The sequence below is a fragment of the Streptomyces sp. TOM-9 genome, assembly GCF_056858595.1.
The window spans coordinates 272031-289630 of sequence record NZ_JBXEQB010000001.1 but is presented as its reverse complement, the minus strand read 5'-3'; the positions used below and the strand labels follow the sequence as shown (position 1 = coordinate 289630).

The 17600-nt window shown below is 72.2% G+C and carries 15 protein-coding genes and 1 pseudogene; 4 read left to right on the top strand and 12 right to left on the bottom strand.

Features of this window, described 5'->3' with window-relative positions; all coding sequences use genetic code 11:
* Positions 1-182: 182 nt before the first annotated feature.
* A complete protein-coding gene (locus tag AC1VWI_RS01335) occupies positions 183-3761 on the bottom strand; it encodes a S8 family serine peptidase (protein ID WP_499509007.1) in 3579 nt (1192 codons plus the stop codon).
* 643 nt (positions 3762-4404) lie between these two features.
* On the opposite strand from AC1VWI_RS01335, the gene AC1VWI_RS01330 reads away from it, so the two are divergent.
* On the top strand, positions 4405-5196 hold the full coding sequence (locus tag AC1VWI_RS01330) for an SAM-dependent methyltransferase (RefSeq protein ID WP_499509006.1): 792 nt from the start codon (positions 4405-4407) through the stop codon (positions 5194-5196).
* A gap of 15 nt (positions 5197-5211) precedes the next feature.
* Here AC1VWI_RS01330 and AC1VWI_RS01325 read toward each other — a convergent pair whose 3' ends face one another.
* Both AC1VWI_RS01325 and AC1VWI_RS01320 read right to left on the bottom strand, forming a co-directional pair.
* Positions 5212-6111 (bottom strand): universal stress protein, encoded by a 900-nt coding sequence (locus AC1VWI_RS01325; protein WP_499509005.1) that lies wholly within the window; start codon positions 6109-6111, stop codon positions 5212-5214.
* Positions 6112-6505: 394 nt separating this feature from the next.
* Complete coding sequence (locus AC1VWI_RS01320) at positions 6506-7132, bottom strand: hypothetical protein (RefSeq protein WP_499509004.1); 627 nt, start codon at positions 7130-7132, stop codon at positions 6506-6508.
* 529 nt (positions 7133-7661) lie between these two features.
* Between AC1VWI_RS01320 and AC1VWI_RS01315 the strand changes: the two genes are divergently transcribed.
* Positions 7662-9395, top strand: a complete 1734-nt coding sequence (locus AC1VWI_RS01315) for a sensor histidine kinase (RefSeq protein ID WP_499509003.1) — start codon at positions 7662-7664, stop codon at positions 9393-9395.
* On the opposite strand, the gene AC1VWI_RS01310 is transcribed toward AC1VWI_RS01315, so the two are convergent.
* The 3 genes from AC1VWI_RS01310 to AC1VWI_RS01300 form a co-directional block, all read right to left on the bottom strand.
* Positions 9307-10353: an Acg family FMN-binding oxidoreductase gene (locus tag AC1VWI_RS01310; RefSeq protein ID WP_499509002.1), complete on the bottom strand. Its 1047-nt coding sequence runs from the start codon at positions 10351-10353 to the stop codon at positions 9307-9309. The two genes, AC1VWI_RS01315 and AC1VWI_RS01310, sit on opposite strands and share 89 nt — an antisense overlap.
* 102 nt (positions 10354-10455) lie before the next feature.
* Complete coding sequence (locus AC1VWI_RS01305; protein ID WP_499509001.1) at positions 10456-11160, bottom strand: response regulator; 705 nt, start codon at positions 11158-11160, stop codon at positions 10456-10458.
* A gap of 112 nt (positions 11161-11272) precedes the next feature.
* The gene (locus AC1VWI_RS01300) at positions 11273-11941 is read right to left on the bottom strand and encodes a pyridoxamine 5'-phosphate oxidase family protein (protein WP_499509000.1); all 669 of its coding nucleotides are present in this window, start codon (positions 11939-11941) and stop codon (positions 11273-11275) included.
* Between the two features lie 221 nt (positions 11942-12162).
* Between AC1VWI_RS01300 and AC1VWI_RS01295 the strand changes: the two genes are divergently transcribed.
* Both AC1VWI_RS01295 and AC1VWI_RS01290 read left to right on the top strand, forming a co-directional pair.
* Positions 12163-12330, top strand: a complete 168-nt coding sequence (locus tag AC1VWI_RS01295; protein ID WP_499508999.1) for a hypothetical protein — start codon at positions 12163-12165, stop codon at positions 12328-12330.
* 9 nt (positions 12331-12339) lie between these two features.
* Positions 12340-12735 carry an Rv1733c family protein gene (locus tag AC1VWI_RS01290; RefSeq protein WP_499508998.1) on the top strand — a complete coding sequence of 132 codons (396 nt, stop codon included), beginning with the start codon at positions 12340-12342 and terminating at the stop codon, positions 12733-12735.
* Between the two features lie 34 nt (positions 12736-12769).
* Here AC1VWI_RS01290 and AC1VWI_RS01285 read toward each other — a convergent pair whose 3' ends face one another.
* The 6 genes and pseudogenes from AC1VWI_RS01285 to AC1VWI_RS01260 form a co-directional block, all read right to left on the bottom strand.
* Positions 12770-13402, bottom strand: a complete 633-nt coding sequence (locus tag AC1VWI_RS01285; RefSeq protein ID WP_499508997.1) for a CBS domain-containing protein — start codon at positions 13400-13402, stop codon at positions 12770-12772.
* A gap of 32 nt (positions 13403-13434) precedes the next feature.
* Positions 13435-13899 (bottom strand): Crp/Fnr family transcriptional regulator, encoded by a 465-nt coding sequence (locus AC1VWI_RS01280; RefSeq protein ID WP_499508996.1) that lies wholly within the window; start codon positions 13897-13899, stop codon positions 13435-13437.
* 196 nt (positions 13900-14095) lie between these two features.
* Positions 14096-14959 carry a universal stress protein gene (locus AC1VWI_RS01275; RefSeq protein WP_499508995.1) on the bottom strand — a complete coding sequence of 288 codons (864 nt, stop codon included), beginning with the start codon at positions 14957-14959 and terminating at the stop codon, positions 14096-14098.
* A gap of 81 nt (positions 14960-15040) precedes the next feature.
* Positions 15041-15703, bottom strand: coding sequence for a helix-turn-helix domain-containing protein (locus tag AC1VWI_RS01270; protein ID WP_499508994.1), 663 nt, complete (start codon positions 15701-15703; stop codon positions 15041-15043).
* A 24-nt stretch (positions 15704-15727) separates the two neighbouring features.
* A pseudogene (locus tag AC1VWI_RS01265) lies at positions 15728-16795 on the bottom strand (alcohol dehydrogenase catalytic domain-containing protein).
* A gap of 117 nt (positions 16796-16912) precedes the next feature.
* On the bottom strand, positions 16913-17554 hold the full coding sequence (locus AC1VWI_RS01260; protein ID WP_499508993.1) for a CBS domain-containing protein: 642 nt from the start codon (positions 17552-17554) through the stop codon (positions 16913-16915).
* Positions 17555-17600 lie beyond the last annotated feature (46 nt).

Below are 17600 nucleotides of genomic sequence, written 5' to 3'. Positions count from 1 at the left end.
GTCATGACGGCATAGACCCTGGTAGACCCTCCGGACGGTCGCCGGATGAGCCGGCGTCGGCGTGGCGCACACTCGGAGGGAACGCAATTTATTGAGTGCTCTACGCAAGATCGCTGGCTTCGGGCGCGCGAAAGGGCCGGTGCCCGGCACGATGTCGTGCCGGGCACCGGCCCCTCACGGTGTCACTTCAGGCCGAAGGCCCGGGTGACGGTCTGGGTGACTCCGCCGCCGTTGCGCTGCTCGGCGGTGACGCGGATCGACACGTAGCCGGCCCGGTGCGGTGCGTTCAGAGCCGCCTGCCAGGTGCCCTTCTTCTGTTTGAGCCCCTGCCGCAGCCAGGTCGTCCCGTCGTCGTAGGAGACCTCGAGCCGGACCGCGGAGACCGCGTCCCCGGCGGCCGAGCTGCCGAGCACCACCGGAGTGACGGAGAGTTCCGTCCTGCGCTGCGCCCGGCCCTCGGCGTCCAGTGCCGTGCCGTAGTCCAACTGCACCAACGGGACGGCCTGCACACCCTCCGGGGCGCCCGAGCTGAAGCGCCACTCGGTGTGGGTGGCGGTGGAGTAGGGGCTGAGCCCGGTGTCGCCCTTGGTGTCGACGACCAGCCGGTACGGGAGCTTCTCCGGCGCCAGGTCACCGACGCCGAACCAGGGGAAGCCCTCCATGTGGGACAGTTGCCGGTCGCCCTGGTAGAAGGAGATCGCCTGGTACATGCGCGACCCGCCGCTGTGCGCCGAACCCGCGTCGCCGAACCCCTGGATGTAGGCGCTCATCGCGTTCTCGCCCCGGTAGGGGAGGTCGGAGGTGACCATGCGGGGCCGGGTGATCGGCCCGAACCAGCGGTCCCCCTGCACACTGCCCGCCCGGTAGGTCACCAGGTCCGTCGACGAGCTGCCCCAGCCGTCCAGCGCCGCGTTCTGCTGCCACGTGACGCCGGCGGTGACCCAGTCGGTGCGCCGCCCGGGGGCGACCGCCTCAGCGGGGAGCGCGTTGGGCGAGAACCCGTTGTACGGCGGATAGTCGTACGACGGGAAGTCCAGCCGCGACTCGGTGACCTGCCGTCCGGGAGGCGGGGTGAAGTCGACGTCGACGCGCGCGAGGCTGCGGGCGTCCGTCCTGGCGGAGGGATCCGCCGGAATCCCTCCGAGGTGCTGGTCGACCAGGTCGTACAGGTACTTCGGCGCGGGATGCGCCTCGACCGCCAGCCGCACGCCCTTCCTGCCCGCGGCGGTGGCCTCCTTGATCAGCGCCTCCCCTTCGTCCAGGGACAGCGAGGCGACCGGGAGCTGTCCGGTCGTCACCTTGTCGGGGTCGCCGTACCAGTCGCTGCCGCGGCCCTCACGGTCGTTGACCACCAGGAGCAGTGCCGCACCGGCGGCGCGCGCCGCCGCGGCCTGATCGGCGGGGGTCACGGCGTCGCTGTCGCGGACCACCACGGCCCGGCCGCGGGCGGACACGCCGGCGTACTCGGCCCGCGTTCCGGTGCCGGCGAAGACGGCGTCCAGGCGCGAGGTGCCGTCCCGCAGCGGCCGGGAACCGGGCTGCACGAGGGGGTCGTCGAGGTGGTGGCCCCGGTAGGTGATCTCCAGGGGCCGCTGCTCGGCGCGGATCCTGGTGGTGAAGACGAAGCTGCCCTTGCGCACCTTGTCCTTGGTCGGCAGCGCCCACAGGCTGTCGTACGTCGCCGAGGGCCAGATCCGCTCGCGCAGGGCGCTCCCGTCGCCGGGGGTCGGAGTGCCGGAGGTGAAGGAGCGGTACAGGTCGATCCTGCTGCTCACCACGCTGGTCGGCTGCGGTGTCGCCACCTTGACCTGGCGGGCCCGGGAGGCGTCGAGCACCACGGAACGGTCGCCGGTGAGCTCGATCTCGGGGGCCGTCAGTACCGCGAGCCCGAGGGAGTGGGGCCCGTGGAGTCCCTGCACGTCCGCCAGCGACGCGACCATGTAGGAACCGGGCGCCCAGCGGCTGGTCAGCGACCCGTCGGGAACCCACAGGTAGGTGGAGCCGCCGTCGGCGCTCCTGATCTCGACCTCACCGCTCGCGGGCCGGCCGGAGCGGTCCTTCAGGCGGATGGTGAGGTCGTACTTCTCGGACTCCACGGAGACCCCGACCGCCGTGTGGACTTCACCGCCCGCGTGGCGTGCCGTGACCCGGGCGGCGTACTGACCCGCCGCGAGGCCCTTCGGATCCACCACGACCTCGGCGGTGGCGGTGCCGTTCGCCGGCACCGTGACCCGGCCGCCGGACAACGCGAACACCTGTGCGGGGGAGTCGCCGCGGTCGACGGAGAGCTGCAAGGTGATCGGGCGGTCGGTGGTGTTGGTGTAGGTGATCTGCCGCTTGACCGGCTGCCGCTGCGCACCGGGCGACCACCGCACCAGCCCCGCGTCGACCGACCCGGTCGCGATGACCTGGTCCTGGTTGTAGGCGGCGGCCACGTTCAGCCGGCCGGTGCCCGCCCGGTAGGGGCTGTAGTCGGGGGTCGGCACGCTGGTGCCCATCAGGGCGTCCTTGATCTGCCGGCCCGTCCACCGCGGGTGCTTCTGCGCCAGGAGGACGGCCGCCCCGGCCACATGGGGCGTGGCCATGGACGTGCCGCTGTCGACCCGGTAGAAGCCCTCGCCCCACTCCATGTACTGCGAGCGCGCCGCCAGCACGTCCACGCCGGGGGCGGTCATGTCGGGCTTGATGGCGTCGTCGTTCATCCGGGGTCCCGCGCTGGAGAACTCGGCGACGTGGTCGGACGCGTCCACCGCGCCGACGGTGAGCGCGGCGTCCGCCGTCCCCGGCGCTGCCACGCTGTAGGCACCGGGCCCGTCGTTGCCCGCGGCGATGACGAACAGCGCACCCGTCTCGGCGCTCAGCCGGTTGACCGCCTGGCTCAGCGGATCGTCCTGGGTGTGCCAGCCGCTGACGCCCAGGCTCATGCTGACCACCTTGGCGTGCTCGGTCCGCGCCGCCCACTCCATACCGGCGATGATCCCCGAAATGGTCCCGGATCCGCTGTCGTCCAGGACCTTGCCCACCAGCAGGTCGGCGCCGGGGGCGACCCCCTGCTCCTTGCCGCCGGAGGCGGCGCCCGTCCCGGCGACGGTGGACGCCGTGTGGGTGCCGTGCCCGTTCCGGTCGACGACGTTCCCGTCCGGGACGAAGCTGCGGGACGCCACGACGCGGTCCACCAGGTCCGGATGGGTGGCGTCCACCCCGGTGTCGAGGACGGCCACCCGCACCCCGGCCCCCGTGCCACCCGCGGCCCAGGCGGCGGGTGCCCCGACCTGCGCCGTGGTGTCGGCGAGCGTCGCCTTCGCCTTGCCGTCGAGCCACACCTTGTCGACGCCGGCGGCGAACCGCGGTGCCGCCGCGGCCTTTTCGGCGTCGGCCCGCGCGGTGCCGGTGAGGGCCGACCAGAAGTCCGCCGCCTTCGACCGCCGGGTGCGGACCGCCTCGCCGCGGACCGAGGGAAGGCTGCGCGTGGTCTCGGCCCCCGGCAGCGCCGAGGAGCGGGACGTGAGGGTGGCGGAGCCCTCGGTGCGGGTGACGATCAGGGGGAGCGCGCTGAGGTGCGCGTCGTCGTAACCCTGGGCCATCAGCTGTGTGACGTTGAAGAGTTGCTTGTCGAGCAGCCCCTTCGCGATGTACGCCACCGCCTCGTCGGGGAACACGTAGGTGTCCCCGCCCTCGGTGGCGACGCGCACCGAGCCCGTGGCCCCCGGCGCGCGCTCGACCTCCACCGCGGGCGCGGTGCCCTTCGGACCCTGAGTCACCGTCACCTTGTCACCGGTGACCAACGTGACGCGTGCGGGCGTGCGTTGTGCCTCGGCGGTTGCGGGTGTCGCCGTGGCCGACGGGGAGGGAGGAACGCTGTTCGCCGCTCCAGGGGTGACGAGAGCGACGACAACGGCAGCAGCCACGGCCGCCGCATATCTTCGGGTAGAAGGGGGTCTCACATTGCCCTCCAGCGTGGATGATTGCACGAATTCGATCACCACTGAAGAGGGCGTGTAAAGAGCTTGAACCTGAGGCTATCGGAATGTAGCGTTCTCTCTTTTCGGCTCGGCTGGACCTGGTCGTGGCGGCCGGGTGAGGTGCCCTCAGGAGGCCCCGGTGACCTGCGGGTTAAGAGCCCTGGGGAGGGTCCGCGAAATTTACCGACCGGAAACAAAAGAATTTGACCGGCGGTGCGGTCGGGGCCCCGCTTTCCCCGAAAGTTTCGAAGGTAGGAATGAATGCTCCCACCGTTTTGCCGTGAATTCGGGAGCGCCCGAAGATGTCGCCATTTGTGACACCAAAACCGTGGGGATGCGGCTGCCACCTCAGTCAACTGCCCTTGCCAGCAGCCTGGGACATGGTGTGCGAGACTGCCGCGATCGACAGCACGACCGACCCCCCTCGGCGATGGAGTCCGTCATGACGACCGGCACCACCCCCCACTCACCGCGGATCGACACCAGCAGGGCCCACCCGGCGCGCGTGTACGACTGGCTGCTGGGCGGCAAGGACAACTACCGCGTCGACGAGGCCGTCGGCGAGAAGCTGCCGCCAGAGGCGCGTGACGCGGCCCGGCAGAACCGGCAGTTCATGCAACGGGCCGCCGCCTGGCTCGCCGCGCAGGGCGTCGACCAGTTCCTCGACATCGGCTCGGGCATCCCCACCGAACCCAACCTGCACCAGATCGTCCAGCGCGTGGTACCGGCGGCGAAGGTCGTCTACACGGACAACGACCCCCTCGTGCTGCACCACGCGCAGGCGCTGCTGGCGGGCCGCCCCGAGGGCGTCACGGACTTCCTCGAGGCCGACGTCCGGCGGCCGGAGGAGATCGTCGAGCACGCGCGGGGCGTCCTGGACTTCACACGCCCCGTCGCGCTCTCGCTCATCGCCCTGCTGCACTTCGTCCCCGACGAGCAGGACGCCCACGGCATCGTGCGCCCCCTGCTGGCCGCGCTGCCGCCGGGCAGTTACCTCGTCCTGTCCCACGCCGCGTCCGATCTCTTCCCGGAGCTCGCCGAACAGGTCACCGCCGAGTACGCCAAGGGCGGCATCCGCCTCGGCTTCCGTACGCGCCCGGAAGTCGCCCGCTTCTTCGACGGCCTGGACCTCGTCGCCCCCGGCCTGGTGACGGCCCCGGAGTGGTTCAGGACCTCCCCGGCGCCGTCCCCCGAGGACAGCGGGATCTACGCGGGGGTAGCGCGGGTCCGGTGACGTCCGAGCGCGGGGTCAGGGGTGGGCGACGACGGCCACGGGCGCGGCGCTGTGGTGCAGGACGGCGTGGGTGACCGGGCCGATGTGGCTGCCGACCGTGGACCGGCGGATGCGGCGACCGACCACGACCAGGCAGGCTTGGCCGGAGGCGTCCACCAAGTGGTCGGCGGGCCGGCCGATGACCTGGTGGGCGTGGACGTCCATTTCCGGGTACTTCGACTGCCAGGGACGTAGGGCCTCGGTCAGCGCGGTGTCGCGTTCGGCTGCCGAGGCCTTGATCAGGTCGGGCAGCACGACGCCCGAGCCGTGGATGTTGGGCGGCAGGGTCCAACCGTGGATGACCCGCAGGGGCGCGGCCCGGCGGGCGGCGGCGTCGAAGGCGAAGGCGAGCAGGTCGTCGTGGGGCCGGTCCAGGTCGAGTCCGAGGACGACGTCCCGGTACGGGGTGTCGGCCGATGCCACTCCGTCGGCATCCGGAAGGTGCTCCTCCTCCACCGTCTTGGCGGCCCTGACCAGGACGACGGGGCGGCGCACCGTGGCGATGACCGCGAGCGCCACAGAGCCGACGAGGAAGCCAGTGATGCCGTGCAGGCCGCGGGAACCGAGCGCGAGCACCTCGGATTCACCGGCGGCGGCCGCGAGGACCGCCACCGGCTGCCCGGCGGACTCCTCGGAGATGACCTCCAGCGGCGGATACCGCTCCCGCAGGGCCCGGGCCGCGTCCCTGGGAACGCCTGCGGCCCAGGAGCGCATGGCGACCGGCCCGGTCAGGGGTGCGTTGGCGTAGGGCTGCCACTCCCAGGCGTGGAGCAGCCGCAGCGGCAGGTCGCGCATTTCCGCCTCCCTGGCCGCCCAGTCGGCGGCCGCCAGGCTCTCGGGGGAGCCGTCCACACCTGCGATGACACAACGCACCATGACGTGACCTCCTTGCCGCAAAAGGGACGGGGTTGCTGCTGGGCCTGTGCTCCTACCGTCCCCGCGATGCCCAGCCGGTGGTATGGGCCACTGGTCCCCGCGGGGGACCGGTCGGCCCACAGTGCGAGGCCGTGGGTCACGGGCGGGTGGCGACGCATTAGGTGAGGTCGGCAGTCGGTTGCAGTAGGCCCAACTTGTTGTCGTTCCGGCCGAGGACCTTCACCAGGTCGCCGCGGGCCTGCGTCGAAGGGCGTCGACGATGCAGGAGGCGGGGCCCGCCGATGACGTAACGGGACGATCGGGGCGGTGCTGACGCCCAGGGTGCCGTGCCGCGCGTCCGTCAGGGCCCGGGGAGCCGAGCTCCCCGGGCCGGTGCTGGGCGTCGCGCCGGGCGTCAGCGCAGCCAGGCGTGGTCGCGGACGACGGGCAGCCGGGCCCATACGCGGCCCAGGCCCCAGGTGGTGCCCGCGGAGGCGGTGGCAAGGGCGATCAGCACGACCGCGTACACGAGGTGGTAGTCGGCGAAGGGGTTGGTCGACATGCTGGGCGACCCGTCGGCCAGGTGCCGGGCCGGAGGCCACTCGGCGACCCACATCAAGGCCATCATCGCGGTGCCGGCCACGGCGGAGATCCGCAGCGCCACGCCGCTCATGACCGCGACGCCGACGCCCAGCAGGCCCAGCATGAACAGCCAGTCCGCCCACTCGGCGCCGGCCCAGGCGTGGAAGGTGGACTGCAAGGGACCCGCGGCGACGCCGCTGAGGAACCCCTTGGTCGGCGAGCCGCCGTCGATCCAGCCCTTGCCGGAGCCGGTGGCGTAGCCGAGACCGAAGGTCTTGTCGAGGAAGGCCCACAGGAAGACGAACCCGGTCAGGACGCGCAGTCCGGCGAGGACGTACACGCGGGCGGACGTTGCGGACGTGGCAGCAGCCTCGCCGGACGGGGCGGTGCCTGTGCCGGTCCTGCGCCGTGCGGGGAGGCGGAACCCGGTGTGCCGCTGGGGGTGTCCTTGGATGGCCATGGTGCTGATCCCTTCCGATCCGGGCGGAGCGTGAACCTGGTGGATTTCGTTGCGTGTTCACTGTCCTGCGTGGCGGAGGTGCGACGCCGTGGGCCGAAGGCCCGTGGGCATGGGGCCGAACGTCCCTTCTGCAGAGACCAGTTGGTGCACCAGACCGTGTGCGCTGAACGGTTCGCGGACATGGGCAGTCAGCGGCGGGGCCGGCGCGCGAATGCCGCGCAGCGGGAAACGGATGCCGAGCGCCTCAGTGTTGGCCGCGCCCGGATCATGGAGGCGCAGTACGCCCACGCGCTTGACGTGCCGGGCCCCGCGGCGAGGCGGCCGAGCCGTCGACGGCGGCCGGCTCGTCGGCCGAGGACCGAGTGGGCGCGACAGGTCCCCTGCGGGAGCCGAGGCCGTGGGCGACGCCCCCGGCCACCGTGCCGGTCGCAACGGCGGAACACCGGTGGAGGGACGTTCGAAGCCGCCCCGATCCGGCTATCTTGAAGCTGGGCACCTGCCTGCTGTGCCGGATGGAGGATCCGTGGGGATGGACGGCAGCGAGGGCGCGGAGCGCCTGCCCCGGCTGAGGCTCGACGAGCTGCTGGACGAACTGCAGACACGCATCGACGCGGTCCGGGGGACGCGGGACCGCGTGCACAGCCTGCTGGAGGCGGTGCTGTCGGTCGGGCGGGAGCTGGACCTGCCGCAGGTGCTGCGACGGATCGTGGAGGCGGCAGTGGTGCTGGTCGACGCCGAGTACGGGGCGCTGGGCGTGATCGGCGACGACGCGAAGCTCGCGCAGTTCCTGACCGTCGGGGTCTCGGACGAGCAGATCGAGGCGATCGGCCCCCTGCCGTCGGGCCACGGCATTCTCGGCGAACTGATCCGGCACCCCGAACCGCTCCGCCTGCGCGAGCTCTCCCACCATCCGGCCTCGTACGGATTCCCGGTCGACCACCCGCCGATGCACTCGTTCCTCGGGGTGCCGATCCGCGTCCGTGACGAAGTGTTCGGCAACCTGTACCTGACGGAGAAGCGCGGCGCCAAGGAGTTCGACGACGAGGACGAGACCGTGTTGTCCACCCTCGCCGTCGCCGCGGGCGTCGCCGTCGACAACGCACGTCTCTACCAGGAAGCCCGGTCGAAGCAGCGGTGGCTGGAGGCGAACGCGGAGGTCACCGCCAGTCTCCTGTCGGGAGTGGACGAGTCCCGCATCCTGGAGCTGATCGTGGAGCGCGCACGCAGCATCACCGGCGCGGATCTCGGGGTGGTCGCGCTGCCGGTCGACGGCACGACGGACGTGGAGGTGGCGATCGCCACCGGCACCGACGCGGACCTCCACCGTGGACTCACCCTCCCCCGGCAGGGGTCGTTCGCGGGCGCCGCCATGGAGGCCACCGAACCGATCACCAGCCCGGACGTGGAGCACGATCCGCGCATCACGGCCGGCCCGCCCCGGTTCGCTGGGCTCGGCCCTGCGGTGGCCGTCCCGATGAGTGCCCCGCAGGGGGTGCGCGGCGCGCTGTTGCTGGCCCGCGCAGAAGGGCAGCCGGTGTTCACCGAGACCGAGACGGAGTTGCTGCTGGCGTTCGCCGGATCGGCCGCCCTCGCCATGGAACTGGCCGAGCGACGCCGTGCCGCAGAGCAGATGGCACAGCTCGAGGACCGCGACCGTATCGCCCGGGACCTGCACGACCTGGCCATCCAGCGGTTGTTCGCCACCGGCATGACCCTGCAGAGCGCGGCGCGTTTCGTCGACCACCCCCAGGCGAGCGAGCGCCTGCTGCGCGCCGTGGACGACCTGGACGAAACCATCAAGATCATCCGCTCGACGATCTTCGGCCTTCGTGTCCACGAAACGACCTCGACCCGGCATGGTCTGCGGGTGCGCACCGCGAAGGGGGTCGAGGAGGCCGTGCCCGCGCTCGGGTTCACCCCGTCACTGCGGATGGAGGGCCTCATCGACACCGATGTCCCGGCCCCAGTGGCCGACGAGGTCGTCGCGGTGCTGGGTGAGGCACTGTCGAATGTGGCACGGCACGCACACGCCGGTTCGGCTGAGGTCGCCCTGGTGGTCGGCTCCGGCATCCTGGCACTTTCCGTGACCGACGACGGGGTGGGGCTGCCCGAAGGCGGCCGCCGCAGCGGTCTGACGAATCTCGCCAGGCGGGCCGAGAAGCTCGGCGGGTCGTTCACCGTCCGGACGAGGCCGTCCGGGGGGACGCACCTGGAGTGGAAGGTGCCGCTCGGCCCGGAGCCGGCGCGTGATGTCCCTCCATGACGTCCGTCGCCGACATGCGCGGGCTTGCCGGGCCCTGAGGGCCGTACCCGAGCCGGACGAGTATCTGGACGTGTCCCGGCCCGCTTTCCGCGCTGCGTAGCGCCCAACGCAGGTCGGGCCACTCCAGTGCCTGGTGCAGCAGCGACGCCCGCACCCGGTGCGCGGTGGCCACCAGAAGGACGTGCTCCAACGCCTGGCCGGCCCGCAGCCAGTCCGCACGCCGGTCGTGGGCGGTGGACAGCACCGCGATCAGCGGCTGCTGCTCGAATACCGCGGCCGGCAGCTGATTCTGCGGACCCAGCGCGGAGAAGTCCCGCATCGGCAGCCGCCCTGCGGCGTCCCGCGGGCCCAGGGCCACCGGCGTCAGGCCGTCCCGAGCACCTTCGCGGATCCAGCCCCGGCTCTCGGTACGGCGCGCGGGGTCGGTCACACCCCGCTGCTCCGCCTCCGAGGTCAGCCGCAGTATCCGCTGGGTCTCGCCGGCGTCTGGCACGTACAGTTTCGCCCCCTCCGAGTGGGCGGCGTCCGCCAGTTCGGCGAGGACCGGCCCCGGGGGCCGGTGCGCCGAGAAGGGAGCGCGGCTGCTGTGCCGGCGCCACAACGACTGGTACAGGTCCGCACGGTGCTCCCCACCGCTGCGGGACGGTCCGGCCAGCCGTACCGAAGCCAGCAGGTCCGGCTGCGCCGGGACCGGCAGCAGCCGGACGACGGGCTCCCAGCCGAAGTGGGCCACCGCGACCCGCAGGTTGAACACCGCCGCACCGACGGACACGTGCAGCGCCCGGCCCAGCGGGTCGGCCTCACGCAGCCCGCGCTCACCCGTGGCACGGACCAGGACCGTGGCAGTGTCCGGCTCCAGGCGGAATCGCCACGGCTGGCTGTTGTGGAAGGACGGCGCGGCGACGGCGGCGGAAATGAGCTTCTCCAACGTCGCGCCGTCGAGGGTCGTGGGCATCATGGTGGTCTCCTCCCGGCCCGGAACCTGGCTCAAGGTTCCGCCCCGCCGTGCTCGCGGGGGAGGGGCCGCTCGTCCCTGAGGCAGGAGCCATGCGGCACCATCTCAGCGTCGTGACTCGGCGTCCCCGCCGCCCCCGGTCTGGTGCTGGGTGGCGAGCACGGCGGCCTGGATGCGGCGTTCCACGCCGAGCTTGGCCAGCATCCGGGAGATGTGGTTCTTGACCGTCTTTTCCGACAGGAACAGCCGCTTGCCGATCTGCCGGTTCGTCAGGCCCTCTCCGATGAGTTCCAGGATCTCCCGCTCGCGCGGAGTGAGCGTGGCGAGGGTCTCGTCCTGCGGACTCGCCGGTTCTTCCTGGTGGCGCAGGCTGCTCATCAACCGGGCGGTGGTCGCCGGGTCGAGCATCGACTGGCCCGAGGCCACGGTCCTGACGGCGGAGATCAGGTCGGAGCCCTTGATCTGCTTGAGCACGTAGCCGGCGGCGCCCGCCATGATCGCGTCCAGCAGGGCGTCGTCGTCGTCGAAGGACGTCAGCATCAGACAGGCCAGTCCCGGCATGCGCGAGCGCAGCTCCCGGCAGACCCCGATGCCGTCGCCGTCCGGGAGACGCACGTCGAGGATCGCCACGTCCGGCCGCAGGGCCGGTCCCCGCGCCAGTGCGTGGCCGACCGTGCCGGCCTCCCCGACGACCTCGATGTCGGGTTCGGCGTCGAGGAGGTCGTGCACGCCCCGCCGTACCACCTCGTGGTCGTCGACCAGGAACACCCTGATCGGCGCCCGCGGTGAGAACTCCTCTGCACCCGTCATGCCGGCCCCCTGCCGTGTGTCGCTGCCCTGACGTCCCGTGTCCCGGTGATCCTCACCCACCAGGGCCGGGCGCGCCAGGGCCGAACGGACCCATCGGAACGGGGCGGGCCCATCAGGGGACGTCGATGCGCCGGCCGGTGATCGCGGCCGCGTCGATCCGTACCCACTCGCTGCGGTCGTCGTCGCCCGGCCACGGGCCGCTGTACGCCCGTCGGGCGAGGTGCCGCACGGCCTCCGGGTCCTCGACGTGCCTGGCCGGGCCCCGTACCAGGACGCTCCAGCCCTGGCTGAGCGCCTCGTCCACGTGGTCCACCTCGAAGACGACCTCCGTTCCGGTGACCTCGGCCGGCCCGGAACCGGGGGCGGTCCTGAAGACAACGGAACCGTCGACCACGCTGTAGTTCACGGGCAGGATGGCCTCGCGGCCGGGAGCGGTCACTGCGATCCGGCCCACGCCGTGGCCGTTCAGGCGCGACCAGCATTCCTCGGGGGAGAGCTCCACCAGGCGTGCGTGCGATGAGGCGCGCCCGAGGCGGCCGGGCGGAAGGTCGGCCTCCCCTCCGTTGAGCGCCACGACCGTGGTGTCCAGGGCGGCCGCGAGCGTTCCCAGCGTTCCCGGACCGGGAGCGGCCGTGGACTGCTCCTCGATGAACCGCAGGTAACTGGTGGCCATGCCGGCCCGGGCCGCGACTTCCTCACGGGTCAGACCCAACTCGTCGCGCCGCTTCGCCACACGGCGCCCCATGTCACCAGGGGCGGCCGGATACGGATTCGGTGCCATGCTGCTCACGTCCTTGGTCCCGAGGATCTGAGAGACCGCGCACTGCCGCGTGCGGGTCGGACCCTTACGATCGTCGCCCATCGGCGGCTCCGGAGACAGGGCCGAACGGGCCCGGCAGCCGGTGAGAACGGCCTGCCCGGCCCACCCGGGCGGCCTCTTCGGCCCCTGCTCCTCAACCCCGCCCCCGTGCGACCGTCGCCGCAGGGAAAGGGGGCGTGGCCATGAGCGGTCGGGTGATGTTCTGGCGGTGGCGGCGCAATTCGATGCGACGCGGAACGGATGTCGCGGAGGCGTGGACGGGAGTGGCGGCGGCGGTCCTGATGGCCGTCGGTGGTCCCGCCGCGGGGGTCGCTTCCGCGGTCGCCGTGGAGCACGACGCACTGCACTAAGGTGACGGCATGCGCCAGGTGACGGCAGTCCTCACCGAGGACGCGGCGGACGCGGTGGAGAACTCCTACACGGGGTCCTCCGGTACGGTGCGGGCCACCGTGCGGTGGACCGCCCCGGACGGTGTCGCGCACGTCGGCAGCGCTCGCGTGGAGCCGAACAGCCGGACGGGGTCCACCACACCCGTCTGGGTGGACCGGCACGACGAGATCAGGGAACCACCGCTCACACCGGTGCAGGCGGAGGTGCAGGGGCAGGTGTTCGGTGTCTTCGCCGCCACCGGCGCGGGCGGGCTGGTCCTGGCAGGACGCTGGGCCGTCCGGCTGCGGATCGACCGTCATCGGGCGGCGGCGTGGGAGCGGGAGTGGGCCGAAGTGGAACCCTCGTGGGGCCACCGGCGGGCATGATCACCCCCAACGCCCGGGGTGCTTCCGGTGTGCTTCAGTCCCACACGGCGTTGACGACGCCCTCCACGGCTCGGGCGAACCGTGACGCCACAGGGACCAGCGACGGGTCTCCCGGCGCGCCGGAGAAGTGGACGACGCCCTCCTCGACGCGTGCCCGTACCGGTGAGGGCTCGCCGGGGAAGAGGTACCCGGCGATCTCGCGGTTGACCTCCTCGGCGATCTCCTCGTCCGGACGCAGGAAGACCTTCAGCAGGTCGCCGCGGCTGACGATGCCGCACAGCATGCCCTCGGCGTCGATGACCGGCAGCCGCTTGACGTTCCGGAACGCCATGGCGCGCGCCGCCTGGGCCAGCGTGGCGTCGGCGTGCACGCACACGGCGGGGGCGCTCATCAGCTCGTCGGCGGTGGTGGCGCCGGCCTTGCACAGATCCGGCAGGCGCCGCATCTGCTCGTTGCGGGAGGGAGCGCTGTCGCGGTACTCCTCCTTGGGCAGCAGGTCGGCCTCGGACACCAGGCCGACTACCCGACCCTCGCCCTCCAGCACGGGGAGTGCACTGACCTTCCACCGCTCCATGGTCGTGACGATCTCCTTGAACGAGGCGTCCCGGCCAACGGCGACGACGGAACGGGTCATCACGTCGCTGACGATGTGCGGACTGCCGTGCATCGGTCCCTCTCCTCCTGGCGGGCGGAAGCCGGTCAGTGCGCGGTTCCGCTGCCGGCAGGACCGTAGAGGTCCAGCAGACGGGTGCGGGTCTGCAGCAGGCGGTGCGCGACGATCTCCGCCACCCGGCGGGACACGGCCCGGCCGAAGGCAGGGTCGGCCTCGCACAGCGCCCGCACGATCGTGGCGTCGTACTCCGTCGCCCGCACCGGGCTCTGCGCCTGGGCGCCCAGATGCCAGCTGTACGGAGGGAACAGCCACGACCAGCCGAGAAGGTCGCCGTGTCCGAGAGTCTCCAGCACGGCGGGGCGGCGCCCGGGGACGTGGAGGTCGAGTGCGACAGATCCGGTGTGGATGATCCAGAACCTGTCGGCTCGTTGCCCCTCCTCGAAGATCCGGGTCCCGGCCGGGAAGGACACCTCGCGGCCGAGTTCCGTCAGGCGCTGTCGCGCCTGGGCCGGCAGTACGTCGAGCAGGCCATTCGTCGTGGCGGTGGTCATCACCGGCACCTCCGTCCTGAGGACCGTCCACACGACGTGACGGGGGACGACCGGGCGGCCCGTCGGCGGCCCTCGTCCTCAGGCTGCACCCCGGCACCCTCCGCCCGCAGGGGCCTACCGGCCCCATGTCCTGGCCCGCCCGGTACCGAAGGCGGGTGCACGTCGGTGAGCCACCGCTGACCAGGGGGTCCGGAGGTCAGCCGATGGGGACCAGGACGACGGGGCAGTGCGCGTGCTGGAGCACCGCGTGGGTGACCGGTCCCAGGCGCATGCCGAGCGGGCGGTCCTGGCGGCGATGGGCACCGACCACCACCACGTCCGCCGCGCGGCTCGCCTCCACAAGCGCGGCGGCGGCGTGTCCCGGAACGGAGTCCACCCGCACGGCGACATCCGGAAAGCGTTCGGTCAGCTTTGACACGACGAACCGGGCCAGTTCCTTGTGCTGCCGTGCCTGGGAGGCCAGGTCCTGGCGGTGGGACGTGGGCCACTCTCCCATGGAGATGTGCGGGTGGGTCCAGGCATGGAGGACCCTCAGCCGTGCGGCGCGTCGTTCGGCCTCCTCGAACGCGAACAGGGCGGCCTCGGCGTCGCTTTCGTCCTCCAGGCCGAGCAGCACCTTGTCGTGCAGCAGCCCCCGTCGGACGGCCGCGTCCTCGCCGCGGACGACCATCAGCGGACCAACGGTGTGGGCGGCCACCCGCAGGCTGACGGAGCCCAGGAGCAGGCCGGCGAAACCGCCACGGCCTCTGGTGCCGACCACGGTCAGGGTCGCGGTCCGGCCCAGGCGCACCAGCGCCGAGGCCGCCGGCTCGGCAGCCTGCTCCAGTGCGACGGACAGCCCCGGATGCCGGTCCTCCACGCGTCTGGCGGCCAAGTCCAGGACCGTACGGGCCGCTTCGCCCGGCGGGCGCTCGCCATCGGCCTCCAGGCCGAATCCGACCTCGCCCGGATCGGGCCACGGCAGACCGAGCACGATCCGCAGGGCGGCGTCCCGCCGGTGTGCCTCGTCGGCCGCCCGGTCCAGGGCGCGCACGGCAGGGTCCGATCCGTCGACCCCCACGACGACCTCCCCGTGTGGTACGCGGGGCGGCCCCGCTGCGTATCCGCGGCCCGTCATGCCCCGCCTCCCTTGGTCGTCATGTCAGCCCACCACGATGCGGCGGCCCGTCACGGTCGCCGGTGTGATGCGCACCCACAGGTCGCGGTCCCCGCCGGCCCACGGCCCGGTGTACGCCTGTTCGTTGAGCCGCCGGACGCCCGCGGGGTCGGTGACGGTGTGCGCCATCCCGCGGACGAGGACGCTCCAGCCCTGGCTCAGGGCGTCGTCCACCTCGTCGACCTCGAAGGCGCACTTGGTGTCAGAGGCCTCCGCGGGGGTGGCGGCCGGCGAGGTGCGGAAGGCGATCGTGCCCTGGTCGACGCTGTAGTTGACCGGTACGACGGTGAGTCCCTCGGGCATGGACAGGGCGAGCCTGCCCACCCCGTGAGAGGACAGCAGTCTCCAGCACTCCTCACCGCCCAGTTCCACCAGTTCGGCGCGGCCTGCGGCCTGCCCGCGCCCCGACGGCAGATCGGCCTCGCCACCGCTGAGCGCGGAGACGCTGGTGTCCAGCGCCATGGCCAGGCCACGCAGTGTCGCGATGCCGGGAGCTGCGGTGGAATCCTCCTCCACGTACTGCAGATAGCCAGGGGCGATGCCCGTACGGGCCGCCACTTCCTCCCGCGACAGGCCCAATTCCTCACGGCGCATCGTGATGCGCCGGCCGATGTCCCCGGGCACGGTGGCTGGGGAGTGCTTCGTCATGACCGTCGGTCCTTTCCTCAGAGCTCAGTCGGTGAGCGCCATCGCCGAGTGGTGCGGGCCGCCGAGCACGACCTTGAGCGCCGCGGCGTCGGCCGCCCGGCCGAACACGGCGTAGGCCTCCTCCATGTCCTGGAGTTCGAAGGTGTGGGTGACGAGGGAAGCGGCCGGAGGCGTCCGGAAGCCATCATGCGCAACAGCACCGGGGTCGAGTACGTGTCCACCAGCCCCGTGGTGATGGTCACGTTCCTCCTCCACAGGTCCTCCAGGTGAAGGGTGGCCCGGCGCGCCGTGGACGCCGACGTTGGCCGGATGGCCGCCCGGCCGGACGATGCGCGCGCACGGTTCGAAGCTCTCGGGAACACCCACCGCCTCGATCACCACGTCGGCGCCGAGTCCCTCGGTCAGGTCGAGGACCAGCCGCTCGGGCTGCTCACCGGCGTTGGCGACCGCGTCCGCGCCCAGGCGCTTGGCCACGTCCAGACGGGTCTCCGCCAGGTCGATAGCGATGATCCGGTCGGGGGAGTACAGACGCGCCGTGGCGATCGCGGCCAGTCCGATCGGCCCGCTGCCGACGACGGCGACCGTGTCGCCGGGCCGGACGCGGCCGTTGAGGACGCCCACCTCGTAGGCCGTGGGGAAGATGTCGGCGAGCAGCACCGCGTCCTGACTGCGCACCGAGGCGGGCAGCGGGTGCAGGCGGACGTCGGCGAACGGTACGCGCACGTACTCGGCCTGGGTCCCGTCGATCAGGTGCCCCAGTACCCAGCCTCCGCCGCCGACGCACTGCCCGTAGGCTCCCTCGCGGCAGAATCGGCACCGGCCGCACCCGCAGATGCAGGAGATCAGCACCCGGTCGCCGGGACGCACCGTCGTGACAGCGGTACCGGTTCCGACGACTTCGCCCACCGCTTCGTGACCCAAGACGGTGCCGGGGCGCACGTCGTGCGCGTCACCCTTGAAGATGTGCAGATCGGTTCCGCAGACGGTGACCGCGCCGACGCGCACGATCGCGTCGCCGGGGTCCTTGACCTGCGGATCCGGCACCTCCTGCCAGCGGGCCTGCCCGGGCCCCTGGAAAACCCACGCCTTCACGGCCTTCCCTCCTTCGGACGGAGTCGTGTCCTGCCGTCAAGGTGTGGCGCGGCGCCAGGCGTCCGCCTAGGCCGGCCGGGCCAGTCGAGGAGGCCGACCGGTCGCCTTGGGGGAGCCTCACACGCGGCTCGACGTGAGGTCGAAGCGCACGTCCACGACACCCTCGACGGAGCGCACCATCCGTGCCACGACCGGGACCAGCGACCGGTCGGCGAGCAGGCCGCTCACCGTCACGATTCCCTCGGTGACTTCGACGTCCACCAACTGCCACGCGCCCGGCAGGACTTCGCCCGCGAGGATGTCCCGCACGTCACGGGCGATGTACTCGTCAGTCCGGAGGAACACCTTGAGCAGGTCGCCGCGGCTCACCACGCCGCGCAGCGTTCCGTCGGCGTCGACCACGGGCAGTCGTTTCACGTGGTGCAGCGCCATCGTCCGTGCCGCCTGCGCCAGGGGGGCGTTCTCGCGCACGGTGACCGCCGGGGCCGTCATCAGCTGCTCGGAGGTGACCGCGGCCGCCTTGTCCGGGCCCGCGCCGATCGGCGGGGCGACGTCCTCGCGGTGTTCCTCCTTGCGCAGCAGATCCGCCTCGGAGACCACGCCGACGACCCGGGTGCCGTCGGCCACCACAGGTAGCGCGCTTACCTTCCACTGTTCCAGGGTCCGCACGATCTCCTTGAAGGACGTGCCCAGGGCCACCGCGACGACCTTGCGTGTCATCACGTCGCTCACCGTCGCCGGTTGCAGGTTGGCGTTCATGGCCGCCTCCTTCGACGAGGGACGGAAAACCTCCCGCACCCAGTCT